The 18,665-nt window shown below is 46.8% G+C and carries 14 protein-coding genes; 6 read left to right on the forward strand and 8 right to left on the reverse strand.

Translation table 11 applies throughout. From position 1 onward, the window contains the following. Nucleotides 1-368: 368 nt before the first annotated feature. Together F453_RS0111965 and F453_RS0111970 are read left to right on the forward strand one after the other, a co-directional pair. Nucleotides 369-1,292: a DMT family transporter gene (locus F453_RS0111965; RefSeq protein WP_018968225.1), complete on the forward strand. Its 924-nt coding sequence runs from the start codon at nt 369-371 to the stop codon at nt 1,290-1,292. Beyond that, nucleotides 1,289-2,254: an endonuclease/exonuclease/phosphatase family protein gene (locus F453_RS0111970; RefSeq protein WP_018968226.1), complete on the forward strand. Its 966-nt coding sequence runs from the start codon at nt 1,289-1,291 to the stop codon at nt 2,252-2,254. Before F453_RS0111965 ends, F453_RS0111970 begins: the two co-directional genes overlap by 4 nt. 273 nt (nt 2,255-2,527) lie before the next feature. Here F453_RS0111970 and F453_RS0111975 read toward each other — a convergent pair whose 3' ends face one another. Next, nucleotides 2,528-3,166 (reverse strand): DUF4230 domain-containing protein, encoded by a 639-nt coding sequence (locus F453_RS0111975; RefSeq protein WP_018968227.1) that lies wholly within the window; start codon nt 3,164-3,166, stop codon nt 2,528-2,530. After that, nucleotides 3,159-3,836, reverse strand: a complete 678-nt coding sequence (locus F453_RS0111980; RefSeq protein WP_018968228.1) for a DUF4230 domain-containing protein — start codon at nt 3,834-3,836, stop codon at nt 3,159-3,161. The genes F453_RS0111975 and F453_RS0111980 overlap by 8 nt, the downstream gene beginning before the upstream one ends. 101 nt (nt 3,837-3,937) lie before the next feature. On the opposite strand from F453_RS0111980, the gene F453_RS0111985 reads away from it, so the two are divergent. Then, nucleotides 3,938-4,522: a DUF4738 domain-containing protein gene (locus tag F453_RS0111985; RefSeq protein WP_009236069.1), complete on the forward strand. Its 585-nt coding sequence runs from the start codon at nt 3,938-3,940 to the stop codon at nt 4,520-4,522. Nucleotides 4,523-4,925: 403 nt separating this feature from the next. On the opposite strand, the gene F453_RS0111990 is transcribed toward F453_RS0111985, so the two are convergent. The 6 genes from F453_RS0111990 to F453_RS0112015 form a co-directional block, all read right to left on the reverse strand. Next, nucleotides 4,926-7,184 (reverse strand): nitric-oxide reductase large subunit, encoded by a 2,259-nt coding sequence (locus F453_RS0111990; protein ID WP_025790115.1) that lies wholly within the window; start codon nt 7,182-7,184, stop codon nt 4,926-4,928. A 550-nt stretch (nt 7,185-7,734) separates the two neighbouring features. Further along, the gene (locus F453_RS0111995; RefSeq protein WP_018968230.1) at nt 7,735-8,226 is read right to left on the reverse strand and encodes a hypothetical protein; all 492 of its coding nucleotides are present in this window, start codon (nt 8,224-8,226) and stop codon (nt 7,735-7,737) included. A gap of 81 nt (nt 8,227-8,307) precedes the next feature. Then, the gene (locus F453_RS0112000; protein WP_018968231.1) at nt 8,308-9,168 is read right to left on the reverse strand and encodes a hypothetical protein; all 861 of its coding nucleotides are present in this window, start codon (nt 9,166-9,168) and stop codon (nt 8,308-8,310) included. 417 nt (nt 9,169-9,585) lie between these two features. Beyond that, nucleotides 9,586-11,787 carry a beta-glucosidase family protein gene (locus F453_RS0112005; RefSeq protein WP_018968232.1) on the reverse strand — a complete coding sequence of 734 codons (2,202 nt, stop codon included), beginning with the start codon at nt 11,785-11,787 and terminating at the stop codon, nt 9,586-9,588. Between the two features lie 417 nt (nt 11,788-12,204). Beyond that, nucleotides 12,205-13,452 (reverse strand): ABC transporter permease, encoded by a 1,248-nt coding sequence (locus tag F453_RS0112010; protein WP_018968233.1) that lies wholly within the window; start codon nt 13,450-13,452, stop codon nt 12,205-12,207. 238 nt (nt 13,453-13,690) lie between these two features. Beyond that, entirely contained in the window at nt 13,691-14,911 is a 1,221-nt protein-coding gene (locus F453_RS0112015) for a pyridoxal phosphate-dependent aminotransferase (RefSeq protein WP_018968234.1), read from the reverse strand. Nucleotides 14,912-15,064: 153 nt separating this feature from the next. On the opposite strand from F453_RS0112015, the gene F453_RS0112020 reads away from it, so the two are divergent. From F453_RS0112020 to galE, 3 genes are all read left to right on the forward strand, one after another. Then, nucleotides 15,065-15,583 (forward strand): DUF4494 domain-containing protein, encoded by a 519-nt coding sequence (locus F453_RS0112020; RefSeq protein WP_025790116.1) that lies wholly within the window; start codon nt 15,065-15,067, stop codon nt 15,581-15,583. After that, complete coding sequence (locus tag F453_RS0112025; RefSeq protein ID WP_018968236.1) at nt 15,583-16,257, forward strand: YggS family pyridoxal phosphate-dependent enzyme; 675 nt, start codon at nt 15,583-15,585, stop codon at nt 16,255-16,257. Before F453_RS0112020 ends, F453_RS0112025 begins: the two co-directional genes overlap by 1 nt. A 167-nt stretch (nt 16,258-16,424) precedes the next feature. Then, the gene (galE, locus tag F453_RS0112030; RefSeq protein WP_018968237.1) at nt 16,425-17,462 is read left to right on the forward strand and encodes a UDP-glucose 4-epimerase GalE; all 1,038 of its coding nucleotides are present in this window, start codon (nt 16,425-16,427) and stop codon (nt 17,460-17,462) included. Nucleotides 17,463-18,665: the final 1,203 nt, after the last annotated feature.

The following is an 18,665-nucleotide window of genomic DNA, read 5'->3' on the forward strand; positions in this document are numbered from 1 at the left end:
ATCACGAGATTAGGGCATTTACGCACATATTAATAGCGAGTTCAGACACTATCCCCAAAGTAAGGTAAGGCCTGTTCTGAAAATCCCCCGCTGCGCTTCAAAGCTACTTTTACCGAGTAGCCCCTTGGTGGCCTTTTGCCTTTATCTGGCAACTTTCACTTGCTCGCCCTGTGGCTTAGCCCCCTATGCTTCTTCAACAGGCGAGCGAAATCCACTGAAAATAAAGCCAAACAAACCCTCAAAGGCAACTTCCTTGAACCTGCTTAAGCCATCGTTTGCAAGGCATTACTACAAATATCGGCCCATTCGTTTGGCTGTTTTGTAATAAAAACCTACCTTTGCCGTTGGCTATTTATCAACAAACACGCATGTCGAAGCATATAACAGCACAGGCGAACCTCCTTCATCACATTGTTGCCTTCGTAACGGTGGCCATCTGGGGTTCGACATTCATCTCCACCAAGCTTCTTATTTACGCGGGCCTTTCGCCTGCGCATATCTTCACCTTGCGCTTTATCATCGCCTATTTGCTGATGTTGGCGTTCGCAGTTCTTGGTCCGCGCAGGGCAGGAGGTAGAAAATTGTTGAGCGACAGCCTTGCCGACGAGGGCTGCATGATGCTACTTGGCATCACGGGTGGCTCTGCATTCTTCCTGATGCAGAACGAAGCGTTGCGCTTTTCTACAGCCACCAACGTGTCTCTCATCGTCTGTTCGTGCCCATTATTCACCATGGTGCTCATGCGTTTGCTTGTTCGTGGCACCCGTTTGGGGGCTTTGCAGGTGGCGGGAACGCTTTTCTCGTTTGTGGGAATGGCCACGGTGGTACTCAACGGCAAGTTCGTGCTTCACCTTTCGCCCCTAGGCGACTTCCTGGCGCTGTCTGCCTGCTTGGCGTGGGCTTTCTATTCCATCATCATCAAGCGCATGAACGAACGCTACGACAGCCTTTTTATCACTCGAAAGGTGTTTTTCTACGGTCTGCTCACCATGCTTCCCTACTACATCCTTGTGCCGGAGATGCCGCCGCTGCACGCACTTACGCGCCTCGACGTTATCAGCCATTTGCTTTTTCTCGGCGTATTGGGTTCCATGATTTGCTTTCTCACGTGGACATGGGTAATGGGTAAGCTTGGGGCAATGCGTGCAACAAACTACATTTACGTTAATCCCATCACCACCATTGTGTTTGCATGGCTCGTGCTTCACGAAACCATCACGCCCTATTTCATTGTGGGCACGGTGTTTATACTCGTGGGATTGTTCCTTAGCAGCAAATCTAAAACCAGATGACAACACTTGGCACGCTCCTCGTATCTCTCTTTACGCTGGTGCAACTCAATTGCGAGAACCTTTTCGATTGCCGTCACGACAGTCTGAAAGACGACCATGAGTTTCTGCCCGAAGCTTATCGGCATTGGACTCCTTCACGATATTGGAAGAAACTAAACCGCATTGGACAAGAGATTGTGGCCTGCGGAGGGGAAGGTAAGCAATGGCGTCTGCCCGACCTTGTGGCACTTTGCGAGGTGGAAAACGACAGCGTGCTGCGCGATCTCACACGTCGCTCGCTTCTTCGCACGGCTCGCTACGAATATGTAATGACCAATTCGCCCGATGTTCGTGGCATCGACGTGGCCCTACTCTACTCTCCCTTCACCTTCGCACTTGTTAAAAGCTATGCCTTACGCGTTAATCCGCTTGCAGGCATGCGTCCCACACGCGACATTCTCTATGCCAATGGCGTAACCGCAGGGGGCGATACGCTGCACGTTTTTGTGCTTCACGCGCCCAGCAGGGCTGGTGGCGAAGCCAACACGCGCCCTTATCGGTTGGCCGTGGCACGCCGATTGTGCGCTGCCATCGACTCGATTAGACAAGGAAACAGGGCCGCCAACATCGTGGTTACAGGCGACTTTAACGACTATGGCGACACACCCGCCTTGCGTTTGCTCAGCGACAACGACCTTACGGATGTGTCGGCCAACGCCATAGGCAACAACGGGGCAAAGGGAACTTATCGTTATCAAGGCGAATGGGGTAGCTTAGACCATATATATGTTAGTCGGTTGCTGCACGAAAAAGGCGTTTCCTGCCGTATTTTCGATGCCCCTTTCTTGCTGGAAGACGAGGAAAAATACGGAGGGAAACGCCCTTGGCGAACCTATCAAGGTCCGAAATATCTTGGCGGATTTAGCGACCACCTGCCCTTGGTGGTAACTTTTGGCATGCCTGAAACAACCGTTAAACCTTGATACAAAGCGGAAACGGAACGACTAACCCTAATAAACAAACGGCATCAACTTGCTGTTTGCAATATCCACAACATGCTTATGCTAGCGCGATGATCACTTACGTATGCGTACAAGCTCATTTGTAGCCACAGTACAAGCCCATTTGTAGTCACACTACAAGTCGTTTGTAGCCACACTACAATTCGTTTGTAGTCACGCTACAACTCGTTTGTAGTCACACTACAAAACACTTGTAGTCGCAATACAAACCGCTTGTAGCCTAACAACCTGTTATTATCGCTCTTTCTTTGCTGCTGTTTGGGCCTCGTCGAACACAACTTTCGTCTTGTCGAAACCTAGCGAACGCAGCAAGCTAGTGAACTGTACGCGAGCGTTTTCCTCGGCCAACGCCATATTGGTAGGCGTTAAACAGCGTTTGCGCATCATGGCATTAGCCTTATAATAAAGGCGGTCGCGGTCGGCATCGCTCCATGTTCCCGTTGAGAAAAACGATTTGGTGCGCGCCTCGTCAATAAAATTGTTGTCTAAAAGCTTTACGGGCGGTAGCGTAGCGCAAAGCGTGTCGCCCTGCATAGACAGCCAACGTGGGCCTGCCTCGCGCAGATTAACGCCCAAACGCAGCGTGCCGAAATAGATGCGCACCAGTTTATCGTCGCCAAAGAAGCCGTATTTAACGGTGTCAACCAACTCTTCATCGTCGATAGCCAAAAACTCCCACTCGCCAATAGCCTCTATTTGCTGTATCTGATTGGGTGTAAGTTCTATCTTGTCGTTGCTTACCACGCTTAGGCTATTGTCGTTTCCACAGCGACAAACAGCCACACAAACAACCACGAACAACACAACCGCCAATGCCAAGTATAGCCAATAGCGGAAGGGAACAAACGAAATTAGGGTGCGAAGCTTACTCATTGCCAGTTCTCCTTTCTGTATTGCCCAACAAAAGGCGCATAATGTCGCCGTAATTAAAGTCCTTACGGAAGTTCACCGTTATGTTTTCTTCCTTAAATCCCATCTGTGCCACCATGGGGATGATAACGTTGGCAGCGTTCTGGCGTGCTTGTTCCATCACTTTCATTTGGGGAATAGACTTCACAACCGACTCTCGGCCCTGCCTTTCGTAGGCCGTCAGCTCGGCATCGGTGAAGTTAGAGCGCGCAAAGTCTACGTACCGTTTAATGCCCTTATTGTCTATGCGCGTGCCTGTGAGCTCTATTTGCGGGTCGGGAAGGGTTATCTCGATGCGGTCGCCACGTCTAATCACATTTTCTTCGCTAAACTTTCCGAAGTCTACATACGCCTTCAAGGTTGCCTCCATGGGTATGGCCACCTGCCGTTTGCTTAGGGGCAGGTTGATATTGAACTTGTTCCCAAGGAACGAGCCCTTTATGGTTTTCTCGTCGTTATGCGTGATTATCTTGTGTACGCGTATCTCGGTGGTGTATAGTCGCGAACATTTTTTCAGTTGTGTCACCATCATTGGCACCGTGTCAGCAGCCTCTTGGGCTGGCTCGGTTTTCTTATCCGAACAAGCCAAGACCGTAAAGGCCAATGCCAATGCCATAAAAATCGTTCTGTACATGCGTCTGAATGTGTTACCTATGCTGCAAAGGTAGTAAATAATGTGCACATCATTTCGTTTTTTACGCTATTTCTTCTTACCTTTGCGTAATAAAAAACTACATGCAAATGAAAAAACATCTCTTGGCCCTCGTTACCATGAGCGTGGCCATCTGCTTAGCCTCGTGTGGAGGTAAAAAGGAAAAGACCGATATTATCGCGCGCAAACCGATTGTTGTACGCGCGAAGGAAACGCGTGCTATGGGCGACCATCGCGAAAGCCGAAAAGTGCAATGGATTGGCGCCAGCTACACAGTAGACACCGAATTCAAAGCCGACAAGTCGCTGCCCCTTATCAGCGATGGCGAACAGAAGTATTACGACAACCGCGCCACAGTGAAAATACTTCGCAAAGACGGCACGGTGTTTTTCAACCGAACATTCTCTAAAGCCGATTTTATCAACCAAATTGACGCCAGCTACAAAGGTGGTGCATTGCTTGGCGTGGTTTACGACAAATGCGACGGCGACAACATGTACTTTGCCGCCAGTGTTGGGTCGCCCGATAAGTCGAGTGACGAGTACGTGCCACTAGTCGTTAAGATTTCCAGATTTGGCGATGTAAGCATCAAAAAGGATGCTACACTAGACACACAAAGCGAAATGGGCACCAGTAACACCACCATAGAAGAGGAGGAAGGCGTATAGATTGGCGCGTTGCCAATGTGCAAATACTGAACACCTTTTATTTATTATCGCCCAACGAGATTGGAAGAAACATGGTTATGTCTGGCACAACAAACGTTTCTTTCAAACATTTTTTATCAGCACATAAACAACCAATGCTTTGCAAGTTGTGAATATAGAATATCGAAAGGCCCTATAAACCAACCATTGAAAGCGGTTTATAGGGCCAATTCTTGTTTTTATCGGATGTTCGATGGTTCCAGGCGGGTTCGACATTGAGGATTTCTCTGTGTTGATTTCAACCTTACCGTTTGGTCTGATGAGAATTCCATACTTCGGTATAGTCGGACATTTCTCTTTAAACAGGTGGAACCTGTATTCGGGCGAGGCCTAGAACCCATCAAAAAAGGCTTGCAGGGGGCTTTTAGCGTTTGCCTTTTCGCGACCAACCAAATTGTAGGCCAATGATAAACAACACCAACAGCACCTCACCCAAAGCTACAAATGTATCTCCAGGTATACGCAACCATCTTAATGTCTGCATAAAATCTTGTTGCATGAACTCAGCCGATCTAGCCGACCAGTATGCATTGGTGATACTTTCATGGGCTTGCAAGATGCCAATAGGCAAGATACTCACCACCGTCATCAGTAACAAGCCAATGTTTATGCACCAGAAAGCAGTACCAATAAGTTTGTTGTTCCACTCGTAATCAGGATAAAGACCACGCAAAACAAATAGCATCAGACCTATTCCCAAAATGCCATAGACCCCGAAAAGGGCTGCATGACCATGCACGGCAGTGGTGTTCAGACCCTGCAAATAATACAAGGCGATTGGTGGATTGATGGAGAAGCCAAAGATACCTGCACCCAAGAAGTTCCAAAAGCACATCGCAATGAAGCAATATATCGGCCACTTATAGGATTTTATCCAAGTCGTAGAACGGCTTAGCTGATAGTTATGGTACGCCTCCATACCTATAAGCACGAGCGGAACAAGCTCCATCGCACTGAATGTGGCTCCAAGTGCCAGCACCGCCGTTGGTGTTGCACTGAAATACAAGTGATGGAAGGTTCCTAGAATACCACCTGCAAGGAACACGATGGTGGAGAACAACACCGAAATCGTGGCACTCTTTATCTTAAGCAGCCCCAAGCGGCAGAACAAGAACGATGCAACTACTGTGGCGAACACCTCGAAGAAGCCCTCAACCCAAAGATGAACCACCCACCAACGCCAATATTCGGCAATGGCCATGTGGGTTTGGCGGCCATACATCAAACCTGCGGCATAGAAGAAAGCAATTGCCAACGAGGCAATTACAAAGAGAATAAGCAAATGGCGACTTTCGTCCTTACGTTTGAGTGCAGGAATCAGGGCACGTATCATTAAGAATAGCCAGAGCACTAACCCCGTAAGCAACAATATTTGCCATAGACGACCCAGTTCGACATATTCGTAACCTTGATGTCCAAACCAAAAGTTCTCAACCAAGCCAAGCTTTTGCATCACTCCAAACCATTGGCCAGCCAACGAGCCTGCCACTACGAAGACCAATGCGCCAAAGAGAACGTTCACGCCCAAGGCCTGATATTTGGGCTCAACGCCTGATACTGCCGGAGCTATATATAAGCCCGTGGCCAACCAAGACGTTGCAATCCAAAGGATAGCTAGCTGAACATGCCAGCTACGCGACACAGCATAGGGAAAAATCTCTTGTATAGGCAAGCCAAAGAAAGCGTCACCCTCTACACCATAATGAGCCGTTATCACACCCGAAATCATCTGAACCAACATCAATGCACCAACTACCCAAATGTATTTCAGCACTGCACGCATGGACGCAGTGGGTTTAAGATCCCTCATAGGATCCGTTTCAGGAGCCTTCGACACATGCTCCTCCTTATGCTGTGCATAATAGTAAACCAAAATTCCTACACAGAAGAGCAGCAACAACACACTAAATCCCGACCAGAGGTGCAGTGAGGTGGGTGCTATGTTGCCTATTACGGGGTCGTGTGGCCAGTTATTGGTATAGCTAACGTCGCTATTGGGTCTGTTGGTTACACACACCCAGCTAGACCACGCGAAGAAAGCGTCCATCTTATCAAAACGCTGTTCGGCCGAAAGACCGTCTACTGCCTCAACAGATTTCTCGCGCATAGCATACGCATTGCGCAACTTAGCCATAGAGGGATCGTTCAAGAACAGCTTGGCATAATAGTTACGCAACTGTTTAGCCACCTTAGCGCGCATGTCGCTAAAAGTGATAACGCCTGTTTGCGCATCAAATGTATTCTTACGGAGCTCTTCTTGCAACAGTACCTTGTACTTAGCCTTGTCCGCTTCGGCTAACTGTGCATACACCTTACCATCTTTTTGGGCTAATTCAGATAGCATCAGTTCCGACTCCCGATGTAAATAGTCGGCCGTCCAATCAGGAGCTACGTATGCGCCATGCCCCCAAACGCTACCTACTGTTTGGCCTCCGATAGACTGCCAAACATTCTGTCCGTCCTTAATATCTTGTCCTTCAAACAACGTCTCACCACTCTCAGTCACCACCTTGTTGGGGAAAGGCGGCATCTCTCTGAAAATCTCAACGCCATAGAAGCATAAAACAGCGAACGATCCAATAATGACCGCCGCCAAAGTCAACCATAATTTCTTTGGTGTCATGTTCTTGATTTTAGCTTGTTAATGTTTAATTTAAACCTTATATTCCATATCCGATTGGGACATACCTTGCCCTTCTCTCAATATAATGCACAACAATGGGTATGCCACAAGCCCACAAAGTATACCCAAAAGAAAAGAAAACCCACATTAGGTAACATTTGTTGCTTTTGTGCAATGCGCATTGGGTAACAAATGTAACCGACAAGTGTGACGCGTGAGTTATGCCACGCCACACATCTTTTCAAGAAATCCCATCTTCATAAATGAACAACACCATCCAACAAAAACAAATATGCAACAAGTGTGCCATGAAAAGACGATGGAAATCTCTACAAATAAAACACAACAACCGATTGGGATTAAGGGCGTGTACCAATTTTAATACAACAAACCTCATACCTAAATGAACAGCCAGTTGGACACAACAAAAACTTCAAAAAGATGCCAATTGGTTCCTAAGTTTTACTTTTTCACCCGTCAAGAAGATCTAAAATAACATCTTCTTCATTCTAATTCAGCTCCTTTACTTATTTATTTGTGTTGTATGTTTTCAGTTTGTCGTAAACCTTACAGGGAAATGAGCCAGTATGGGAGCATCTCCTTCAAGGCCAGTGATGTCGCTTTCCACTTCACGAACGGCCTTCAACAGCATCGTTTTATATTTCGCTGGCAATACGTCCGTCAGCCTTAACTCCGCTATATTCAATTCGGGAACAGCCAATAAAAGGACTATTCCCCGTACATTTGTGCAGTTAGCATAGTCAAAACGTATTTTATCCAAGACCTTATCTGCCAAAGTTGATACCCAATGCACATCCATACTCCACGTGGCGTTCTCAATTTCCTGTCCACTTCGGGTAAGATAACAACACCTAACAACCTTTCCATCTTTCCTCCAAACTTGCTTATAAGCAATGCCTTCTACATCATACAACACCTCTGTTTCTAACTTACTCGGTTGCAGCCCCGTCTTACTCTGTCCCCATAAATCAATAGGAATAAGGCTTAGAAAGATGCAAATACACAAGATTAACCTTTTCATACCATCACCTCACTTTCTATATATAAACATACTCATTATGCACATTTTATCTGTATTGAACAATGTTACAGTTCATTTCCCCTACTTTGCCGTTGATTTCTCCTTACTTATCGTTTGTCGTTTCTGTCGCAATTCGCGGCGAAGCCTTACGCCCCACCTTTCTAGTGTTAAGAACATGCAAGGAAAAGAAAGGCTCATATCGAACGTTTCCTTTGTCACAATGTCCACTGAGGGTTTATAAGGGATGCTCTTAACAAACGCCAAGAAAGCGGCATAAAAGCCAGCATAGGTGGCAGAATCAGGCGGCAAACGACTATACTTGGCCATAACCACTTTGCCTTCCTTACTCACTGTTATACTGATTTCTGCGTTCATTGTGTCAGGACACGCATTCATGGCATGGTAAACTCCACATATCGAGTCTATCTTTCTATACAGAGTGTCGGTCTGCATCCCTATTTCTGCCGTCCTCATGTTAAATGGATTCAATGCAGGCTTTAATGGAAAAGACTGGTCTTTGCTTTTTATGTATATGGTACGTCCACGTACACCTTTCCTCTTTACAATCAACGTGTCCTCCGTCAGTTTCAAAATCTTCCCTTTCCAATCAAGCTCCGCCGGGTAACGGCTGCTATAACGAAACACTTTTAATGTTCTTCGCTGGTCAACAGAAAAGAAGGTAGACAACCACATACACGCTCGGGTTACATACTTTCGATGCCTCCCCTCGTCGTATTCCATGTATTCACAGCTCTGTTTCTGTAAAGCCACGCCTCCCCTACCACCAACGCAATCCCAATACTTAATGCTGTCGGCCGTTAGGAGTGAGATATAGCCAGCCACTTTCTGTCCACGGCTTTGTTTATTAACCTTACTCTGTCCCCATAAGACAAGGGGGACAAAGCTTAGATATACACAAATACACAAGAATAACCTTTTCATGCGCGATATTGTAAATTAAATTACGGCTCTTTTATTACACATTCAACATATTGTGCTTTTAACATGGAGCTCTTTATTAATACTTGCCATTGACCAAAAGACAAGACGTACATTCTAACAATCTTACTCATATAACAACATTGCCACATTGAAATAAGCAGGCCTGTTATAGGTTTTATGATTAATTTCTTTAACTTCATGATATATCAAGTTTGTTAGCCAGTGATTTTTTTAGGCTATGCGTTTCCGACTTCTTACGCTTGCAAGGTTGCAAAGAGATGGCAGATTGCCGTACAAGGCGATAACTTGTGGGGCAACTTACCAACTACGCAACAACGGTCCTAAAGTCTACCAACTCAGAAACTTATAAGCTTAAAAACCAAGAAACTCACCAACCTAAAGTTCACCAACTTACACTTACTTCAACTCGAACTTAGCCGTTGCACGCACATCTGTTTCACTAGCGCAGACGTAAGCGGTGAATGTGCCTGGTTCGGCAACAAAGCCGTGGGTGCGTTCTGACCAATATTCAAGATCGCTAGACGTGATATCGAAGCTTATCGTTTTTGTTTCGCCAGGCGCAAGAGCCACCTTGGCAAAGTTTTTCAGCTCTTTCTTAGGGCGTTCTTCGCTACATTTATCATCGCCAATAAATAGCTCAACAGTTTCCTTACCAGCCATGCGACCCGTATTGGTAACAGCAACAGAGAGCGTTATTTTACCATTCTTATCCATCATTTGGGCCGAAAGTGTGGGCTTGCCATACTTAAATGTGGTGTAGCTTAGCCCAAACCCAAAGGGAAATTGCGGTGCAATCGCCTTGGTGTTAAACCAGCGATAGCCCACGTAAATAACCTCATCATAATACACCTGCTTATCTACACCGGGATAACCACGCTTGCCAAACTGGAAACAAGGATAGTCGGCCTGTCGCTTGGCAAAGGTTATGGGCAGCTTGCCACTTGGATTTTGCTTGCCCGAAACCAGTTCGGCCAGCGTTTCACCCGACATCGAGCCCAGATACCAACAGTGCATCAAGCCCTTAACGCTATTTATCCACGGCGTAGCAAAGGCATTTCCACCGAAAGTAAGCACAACAATGTTCTTCTCAACCTTTGCTAATGCTGCTATCAACTCATCCTGTCCATACGATAAGTCGTAACTCTCGCGGTCGCCATTTTCGCAATCTTGCCTGTGGTTTTTATTTAATCCGCCCACAAAGATAATGAGGTCGGCCTTTCTGGCAGCCTGCAAAGCCTCTTCTTTCAAGCGTTTAAGCGAGTCGGCGGATAAGGGTTCTACCGCATCATAAAGCGGTTTGCCAGCATAATAGCCACGTACAAAGGTGATTTTATCACCGTAAACAGACTTCAATCCATCGAGGGGCGATATGTCGAACTTGGTTTTCAACTCCGAACTTCCGCCTCCTTCGCTCATATTTCGCACAGCATTGTCGCCCACCACCAATACTCGCTTATAACGATTAGGTGCAATAGGCAATATGTTATCTTGGTTTTTAAGCAACACCGCACCTTCTGCACCAACGCTCTTGCATACGGCATAATGTTCGGGCGAACATAGGTTGCCAATGGCTTTATTGTGATTCATCGACGTGCGGAAGATGGTTCGCAACACGCGTTCAACCTTATCGTCAAGCACCGACATGGGTATGCGTCCTTCCAATACAAGCTTTTCTAACGGGTTAGCCATATAATAGTAATCGTAACCTAGCAAACGGCCATCTGTTTTACTTCTGGGGACAGTGCCCATTTCGATATCTAGTCCGTTCATGGCAGCCTGCCAGGTGTCGTGAGTTCCCTCCCAGTCGCTCATCACCGCTCCATCAAAACCCCATTCTTTCTTTAATATCTTGTTCAACAGCGAATCATTGTGGCATAGGTGCTGACCATTCCACTGCGGATAGGCAGCCATTATGGTCCAAACTCCCGCTTGTTGCACGCATTTTTTAAATGCAGGCAAGTAGATTTCGCGCAAAGCGCGTTCGCCCACATTAACATTAACGGTGAAACGGTCTATCTCCTGATTGTTCAGTGCAAAGTGTTTAAGGCAGCAAGCCACACCGTTGGCCTGCGCCCGCTTAATGTATGGCACGGCCATTTCGCCTGCCAAGTAGGGATCTTCACCCATATACTCGAAGCTACGACCGTTAAGTGGCACACGACAGATGTTTGTTCCTGGTCCCAAGAGGATGTCTTTGCCCCTGAAAGCAAACTCTTCGCTTACGGCGTGGCCGTATTCGCCAGCCAAATCACGATTCCATGTGGCGGCCAAACAAGTTAATGAGGGGAAGGCACAGATGGAATCGTTGGTCCATTGGGCTGATCCCCATGTGCTCCAATTCTGTTCGGCGCGCACGCCGTGTGGTCCATCGCTCATATTTAACTGCCTAATGCCCAGCCTTGGTACTCCTGCCGAGGTGAACATGCTTTGCGCATGTATGAGCTTTACTTTCTCATGAACGGTGAGTCGTTTAAGTGCATCCTGCACGCGAGCCTCAACAGGTGCGTCGGGATTAAGGTAAACGGGAAGTGCTGTTTGGGCTGATGCCATAAGCGCAAAGGCCATCGACAGTGCAGCCAGGGTTAACTTACTTTTCATATCATCGGTTATTTATCGTTGTAGAGGTTTTTAACCTGACAACAAAGTTCGCAAATTTATTTGAAAACGACAACAAAAGAGAAAAGAAAGTATTAGATATCAAGTACTTTAAAAAAGCAGTGAATCGATGGAAAATATGCTTAGCACGTTCTTTCTCGTGCAGATTAGGCAATCATAAATTGCACACTTACATTTATTTTGCTATTTTTGCATCAATAATCATTTACTAACAATCTGTTTATAATATGATACCAACGTTTCAACAAATTCGCATACAAATACTTGGAGAACTAACATGCAGGGTGTGAAAAGGTGAAAAGGTGAAAAAGTGAAAGGGTGAAAAGATAGCCAACCAATATGCACAGAGAACGTCAGTATCTTTTCACTCTTTCACTTTTTCACCTTTTCACCCTTTCCTTATTCGTATCTCATCGAGGCGGCAGGGTTTATTTTCGACACCAAATAGCTGGGTGCGATAAGCACGAACACACTAACGAGCAGTGTGGCCACGTTGAGCAAGAGCCATACAGGCAGGTTAAACTCAACAGGAACAGTGCTTACATAATAGGTTGCAGGGTTAAGCTTCACCAATCCCGTATAATGTTGCAGGGCTATAAGTCCTATACCGATGAGGTTTCCGATAAACATTCCCTTGCCAATGGTGAACACCGCAAACCAAAGAAAGGTGCGACGGATGGTTACATTGCGTGCACCTACGGCTTTAAGGATGCCTATCATGGCCGTGCGCTCTAAGATAATGATGAGCAAACCCGAAATCATGGTGACACCAGCAACCGAAAGCATCAGGCCGAGAATAATCCAAACGTTGAGGTCGAGCAAGTCTAGCCACGAGAAAATCTGTGGATTCATCTCCTGTATGGTTTGCGACGAATAGGTCTCGCCATATCTATCAATGGTGCGATTTACCTTATTTACCACGCGAGCTGCCGTTTCACTTAACCGATCGAAGTCCTTAACGGTAAGCTCGGCACCACTGGCTTGATCCGTTTCCCACGCATTAAGTTTCACTGCCGTATAAAAATCGATGAAGCACGTCACCTTATCGTATTGTGAAAGGTTGGTTTGGTAGATGGCCGCAACGGTAAAACGCCTGGCCTTTACACCCGTGTTGTCGATGAAATAGGCAAAAACCTTGTCGCCTAATTTAAGGTTCAGCTGGTCGGCAATGGCCTGCGAAATCACCACTTGCTGTTTTCCTGCACTATCTGAGAAATGCGGAATGGCACCCGCAACAAGGTTTTGGTGAATAAAAGTGGTGTCGTAGTCGGCCGCTATGCCCTTGAACGCCACACCCAGAAAGTCGTTATTGGTTTTAAGTATGCCTTGCTTCATGGCAAAACGCTGAACATTCCGTACGCCAGGAATGGCTCGAAGCACCCGTAACATCGAGTCGCCCATCTGTATGGGATATTGTTCGGATGCTTGAAGGGTCATAAAATTGGCCACTTGTATGTGGCTGCCAAAGCCCACCACCTTGTTACGAATGGTGTGTTTGAAGCCGAAAACAACGCTCACAGATACCAACATCACTGCCAAACCCACAGCTACGCCAGCTATGGCAATGCGTATGGCAGGGCGGTCAACCCGCGTTTTGTCGGTGTTATTGGTGTAAATGCGCTTAGCAAGGAAAAAGGGTAAGTTCACGTGTTGATATGTTTACAAATTGACAAGATAACTAGCGAACGAGTTAATGAGTTAACAAGCTGACCAGTTTACGAGTTGACAGGTTGACCTGCTTACGAGTTGACAAGCTTACAAGGTAACGAATAGACAAGTTGACCAGTTTACGAATTGGCAAGCTAGCGGGTTTACAGACCGCGAAATGCGGTTCGTTTTAATGCGCTACGTCATGCCAACGCCTTTCTGGGCATGCCTTTTCATCCTATTGTCGAGCCGTTTCTTCTTCGTCAATACGGCCTGGATAGGCTTCAAGAGCCTTACGCAATATCGTCAACGAACGTTTCAAGTCTTCTTTTTTCAGAACGTAGGCAATACGCACTTGGTTATATCCTGCGCCCGGCGTTGTGTAAAAGCCTGCCGCTGGAGCCATCATTACCGTTTCGCCTTCGTAACTAAACTCTTCCAAACACCATCGGCAGAACTTCTCGCAGTTGTCTACGGGCAGCTTGGCCACGGTGTAAAAGGCGCCCATGGGTATGGGCGAATATACGCCTGGTATGCGATTGAGCCCGTCGATAAGGCATTTACGACGCTCTACATACTCTTCGTACACACTACGATAATAGTCGTCGGGCGCATCGAGCGATGCCTCGGCCACGATTTGTCCCAACAATGGCGGCGACAAACGTGCTTGACAGAACTTCATCACAGCAGCCTTCACCTCGGCATTCTTCGTGATAAGCGCGCCCACACGCACCCCACATTCGGAATAACGTTTAGAAACTGAGTCGATAAGCACCACGTTTTCCTCTACGCCTTCTAGATGGCAGGCGCTGATATAAGGCGAGCCTGTGTAGATATACTCGCGATACACCTCGTCGGAAAACAGGTACAGGTCGTATTTTTTCACCAAATCGCGTATCTGATTCATCTCGCTACGCGTGTAAAGATAGCCCGTTGGGTTATTGGGATTGCAGATAAGAATGCCTTTTGTACGCTCGTTTATCAGTTCTTCGAACTTCTCTACCTTGGGCAATGCAAAGCCTTCTTCTATCGTTGTGGTGATGGTTCGGATGGTTGCACCCGCCGAAATGGCGAAAGCCATATAGTTGGCGTAAGCAGGTTCGGGGATGATAATCTCGTCGCCGGGATTCAAACAGGCCATAAAAGCAAAGAGCACAGCCTCCGAACCGCCTGTGGTGACGATGATATCGTCGGCCGTTATGTCTATGCCGAACCTCTTATAATAAGTGGTGAGCTTCTCTCGGTACGACTGATAGCCTTGCGAGGGCGAATATTCAAGTACCGATCGGTCGATGTTTTTCAAGGCATCAAGTCCCACTTGCGGTGTAGGCAAGTCGGGTTGGCCTATGTTCAGGTGATAAACTTTCGTTCCTCTGGCTTTTGCCGCTACGGCTAACGGAGCGAGTTTTCTAATTGGCGACTCTGGCATTTCCAGTCCACGAACAGATATTTCAGGCATAATAATATTGTTAATGGTGATATGCAAAGTTATCGAAATTAATCGAAAAGTAATACCGACATCGTAAGTTTATTTGAATAAGATATGATTTTTTTGTGCCTTACGGATTATTTTGTTACTTTTGCCAATAAAATCAATAAGCAAAACAATAGCATGAGACAAAGAACGGCAGACTGGTTTGAAACCAAAATCAGGTATGACAAGACCATGGACGATGGCATGTTGAAACCCATTACCGAACAATACGTGGTAGACGCACTGAGCTTTACCGAGGCCGAAAATGCCATTATCGAAGAGATGTCGGCATTTATCGCAGGCGACTTCAAGATTACAGGCATCAAGCCCGCTCCCTACCACGAGGTTTTTTTCAGCGAAAACGACAACGACGACAAATGGTATAAGGCCAAGCTGCAATTTATTACACTAGACGAAAAGACCGAAAAGGAGAAGCGTTCGAACGTTAACTACTTGGTGCAAGCTTCTAGTTTGCAAGGCGCAGTGAAGCATATCGACAGCGTTATGGGCAATACCATGATCACTTACGATATTGCCAGCGTTACCGAAACGCTCATTATGGACGTGTACGAGCATGTGGCTACCACAGCAAAAGCCGCTACCAACGATAAACCCGAGTACGAAGAAGACCCCAAAAGCACCGAGGAGGCTGAATAATGGCTACCGATGTGGCAGGAAACCTGAAGCGCGTGGTGCAGAGTTTACCACCCAACGTGAAGCTCGTGGCGGTGAGCAAGTTCCACCCCAACGAAGAACTGATGGCCGCTTACGAGCAGGGTCAACGCATCTTCGGTGAAAGTCACGAACAGGAGCTAAGCCGAAAGGCGGCAGAACTGCCCAAAGACATTGCTTGGCACTTCATCGGGCACTTGCAAAGCAATAAGGTGAAGTACATCGCACCCTACATCAACATGATTGAAGCGGTGGATAGCCTGAAGCTTTTGCGCGAGATTAACAAGCAGGCAGAGCGCTGCGGTCGCGTCATCGACGTGCTACTCGAACTGCATGTGGCACAAGAGGCCAGCAAATTTGGCTTCACCCTCGACGCATGTCGCGAATTGTTGGCTGGTGGCGAATGGCGTGAGCTAACTCATGTGCGCATCTGCGGACTGATGACTATGGCCTCGAATGTTGACGACGAACAACAAATTCGCACCGAAATGACCACCGCATGGCGCTTCTTCGACGAGATGAAAAGTCTGCACTTCGCACACGACGACGCCTTTAAGGAACGTAGTTGGGGTATGAGCCACGACTATCCCATCGCCCTGCAATGTGGAAGCACAATGGTGCGCGTGGGTACAAACATCTTCGGCGAACGCCAATACTAACACCAACGCGCGACTTATACCCATCAACTGGCTAACTTAACAACCCGTTAACTTGTTGGTTGGTTATCTTGTCAACTCGTCAATCGGTCAACTTGTTAACTCATTAACAGGTCAACTCGCAAACTCGTCAACTTGAAACGTTAAACAACAAATATAGCTTAAACACAATGAAACAAACGATATTAGTAACTGGCGGAACCGGATTTATCGGTTCGCACACCACCGTGGAGCTGCAACAAGCCGGCTACGACGTAGTAATCGTAGACAACTTGTCGAACTCTAACGCCGAAGTGGTAAACGGCATCGAACAGATTACGGGCATAAGACCCGCCTTCGAACAAGTAGACTGCTGCGATAAGCAAGCGTTGGAGGCCGTTTTTGCCAAATACAAGGACATCAAGGGCATCATCCACTTCGCAGCATCTAAGGCCGTGGGCGAGAGCGTAGAGAAACCGCTACTTTATTATCGCAACAACACCGTATCGTTGATTAACTTGCTCGAGCTGATGCCTGTTTACGGAGTGAAGGGTTTCATCTTCTCTTCGAGCTGTACAGTGTATGGTCAGCCCACAAAAGAGCATCTGCCCGTAACCGAAGACGCACCTATTCAAGAGGCTGTAAGCCCTTACGGCAACACTAAACAGATTAACGAAGAGATTATCCGCGACGACATTCACAGCGGCGCACCCATTAAGAGCGTCATCCTGCGCTATTTCAACCCCATCGGCGCTCACCCATCGGCACTCATCGGCGAACTTCCCAACGGCGTTCCAAACAACCTTATCCCCTTCGTTACGCAAACGGCGATGGGCATTAGGCAAGAGTTGAAGATTTTTGGTAACGACTACGACACGCCCGATGGCACGTGCATTCGCGACTACATCTACGTGGTGGACTTGGCTAAGGCACACGTTAAAGCCATGCAAAGGGTGCTCGACATGGACACCGACCCAATAGAATACTTCAACGTAGGTACTGGCCGTGGCGTTAGCACATACGAAGTAGTAGACAAATTCGAAAAAGCCACGGGCGTAAAGGTGAACTGGAGCTACGCCCCACGCCGCGAAGGCGACATCGAAAAGGTGTGGGCCAACCCCGATAAGGCCAACAACGTGCTGGGATGGAGGGCCGAAGCCAACCTCGAAGACACGCTGCGGTCGGCCTGGAACTGGCAATTAAAGTTGCGCGAAAAGGGTATAATGTAAGTCAAACACCCCCATTCGCGCAACATTAAGGGCTATTTCGCACGCGAAATGGTAACAATACGACAACCACTGCACAAGAAGGGAAACTTCACAATTCACCTTCTTGTGCAGTTTTTTTGTTGCCATGAACACCAAACAACAATCTTCTGAAAAATCTTTGATCACCCTTTAATAATAAGTGTATAACAAAGCGTGGCGACGCATCATGCCTACAATATTGTTTAATACGGCATTCAAGAGTTCGGGGTAACAAGTAATATATTATAGCGCACGTACAAATGAGGGGAAGTTACACAAACAAACGCATGGCGATGAGCATAATATTTTACGCGAGTTCAGGACAAGAGAAATTCGTTATGCCAACTACCGCGTAGCGGTTGATCTGTTGATAGGGCAGGGTTGCGAACGAAGTGAGCTACCCTGTCTTGCAGATGGAATAATAAAGCTAGGCCGAAGGCCTTGGCCTTTTTACATTTACCGCATCTGTCGTCTAGTCGAAAGACGGATATGAAGGCAAATGTTATTGACGAATGACAGCGTTTTTATCCATTGATTTACCTCAAACAGATAGCTCAAAAGTAAAAAGGCCAAGGCCTTCGGCCTAGCTTTGCTCACGCACAACTTAGGCAGGGTAGGTCGCCGTTGCTCCCAACCCTGCCCTACCAAAAGACCAACCGCTACGCGGTAGTTGGTGAGGTAGCCATCCGTTTTTATCTAATCATACTCAAAAAATATCGTATCTTATCTCGAATTCACGTAACAAATTTCTCTTACACCTCCTTTGCCTTACTTAAAAACGTATAGCTTCTTATCCCCAATTCGCATACAATAAGGTGTAAATGGATTTTGAATGTGAGAAAATATAGCTACCAAAGCGATGAGGGGCTCAGCAATATCTGGTGCAGACGGTAGTCTTCACAAGGAAATTCAACCAAATCAGCCAATTCATATAAACAGTTCCATTCATCCCTTAGTTTTCCAACAACGTCAAACCTAGTAACCAATCTTTACAAATAAGCATCGATTTTTCACACCATTCTAGAAGAGTTATTCTGCAAATAACGGTAAAAACAGATCTTCACACCTTGCTTTTTCTACCTCGCCCCACCCCACTCTACCCACCATCCCACATGTTTTAGCAACTCCCGATTTCACCTAAGGACAAAACAGTATTATTTTCACGCCCCCAAATTTACAAACCAA

This window comes from Hoylesella loescheii DSM 19665 = JCM 12249 = ATCC 15930 (assembly GCF_000378085.1).
Classification (GTDB): Bacteria; Bacteroidota; Bacteroidia; order Bacteroidales; family Bacteroidaceae; genus Prevotella; species Prevotella loescheii.

What these genes read in the sequence shown, in the direction of transcription:
- F453_RS0111985 (WP_009236069.1), top strand. Translation starts at nt 3,938, where the DNA reads ATGCAAATGAAAAAACATCTCTTGGCCCTCGTTACCATGAGCGTGGCC.
- F453_RS0112005 (WP_018968232.1), bottom strand. Translation starts at nt 11,787, where the DNA reads ATGAAAAGTAAGTTAACCCTGGCTGCACTGTCGATGGCCTTTGCGCTT.
- F453_RS0111975 (WP_018968227.1), bottom strand. Translation starts at nt 3,166, where the DNA reads ATGAGTAAGCTTCGCACCCTAATTTCGTTTGTTCCCTTCCGCTATTGG.
- F453_RS0111995 (WP_018968230.1), bottom strand. Translation starts at nt 8,226, where the DNA reads ATGAAAAGGTTAATCTTGTGTATTTGCATCTTTCTAAGCCTTATTCCT.
- F453_RS0112020 (WP_025790116.1), top strand. Translation starts at nt 15,065, where the DNA reads ATGAGACAAAGAACGGCAGACTGGTTTGAAACCAAAATCAGGTATGAC.
- F453_RS0112015 (WP_018968234.1), bottom strand. Translation starts at nt 14,911, where the DNA reads ATGCCTGAAATATCTGTTCGTGGACTGGAAATGCCAGAGTCGCCAATT.
- galE (WP_018968237.1), top strand. Translation starts at nt 16,425, where the DNA reads ATGAAACAAACGATATTAGTAACTGGCGGAACCGGATTTATCGGTTCG.
- F453_RS0111980 (WP_018968228.1), bottom strand. Translation starts at nt 3,836, where the DNA reads ATGTACAGAACGATTTTTATGGCATTGGCATTGGCCTTTACGGTCTTG.
- F453_RS0112025 (WP_018968236.1), top strand. Translation starts at nt 15,583, where the DNA reads ATGGCTACCGATGTGGCAGGAAACCTGAAGCGCGTGGTGCAGAGTTTA.
- F453_RS0111990 (WP_025790115.1), bottom strand. Translation starts at nt 7,184, where the DNA reads ATGACACCAAAGAAATTATGGTTGACTTTGGCGGCGGTCATTATTGGA.
- F453_RS0111970 (WP_018968226.1), top strand. Translation starts at nt 1,289, where the DNA reads ATGACAACACTTGGCACGCTCCTCGTATCTCTCTTTACGCTGGTGCAA.
- F453_RS0112000 (WP_018968231.1), bottom strand. Translation starts at nt 9,168, where the DNA reads ATGAAAAGGTTATTCTTGTGTATTTGTGTATATCTAAGCTTTGTCCCC.
- F453_RS0111965 (WP_018968225.1), top strand. Translation starts at nt 369, where the DNA reads ATGTCGAAGCATATAACAGCACAGGCGAACCTCCTTCATCACATTGTT.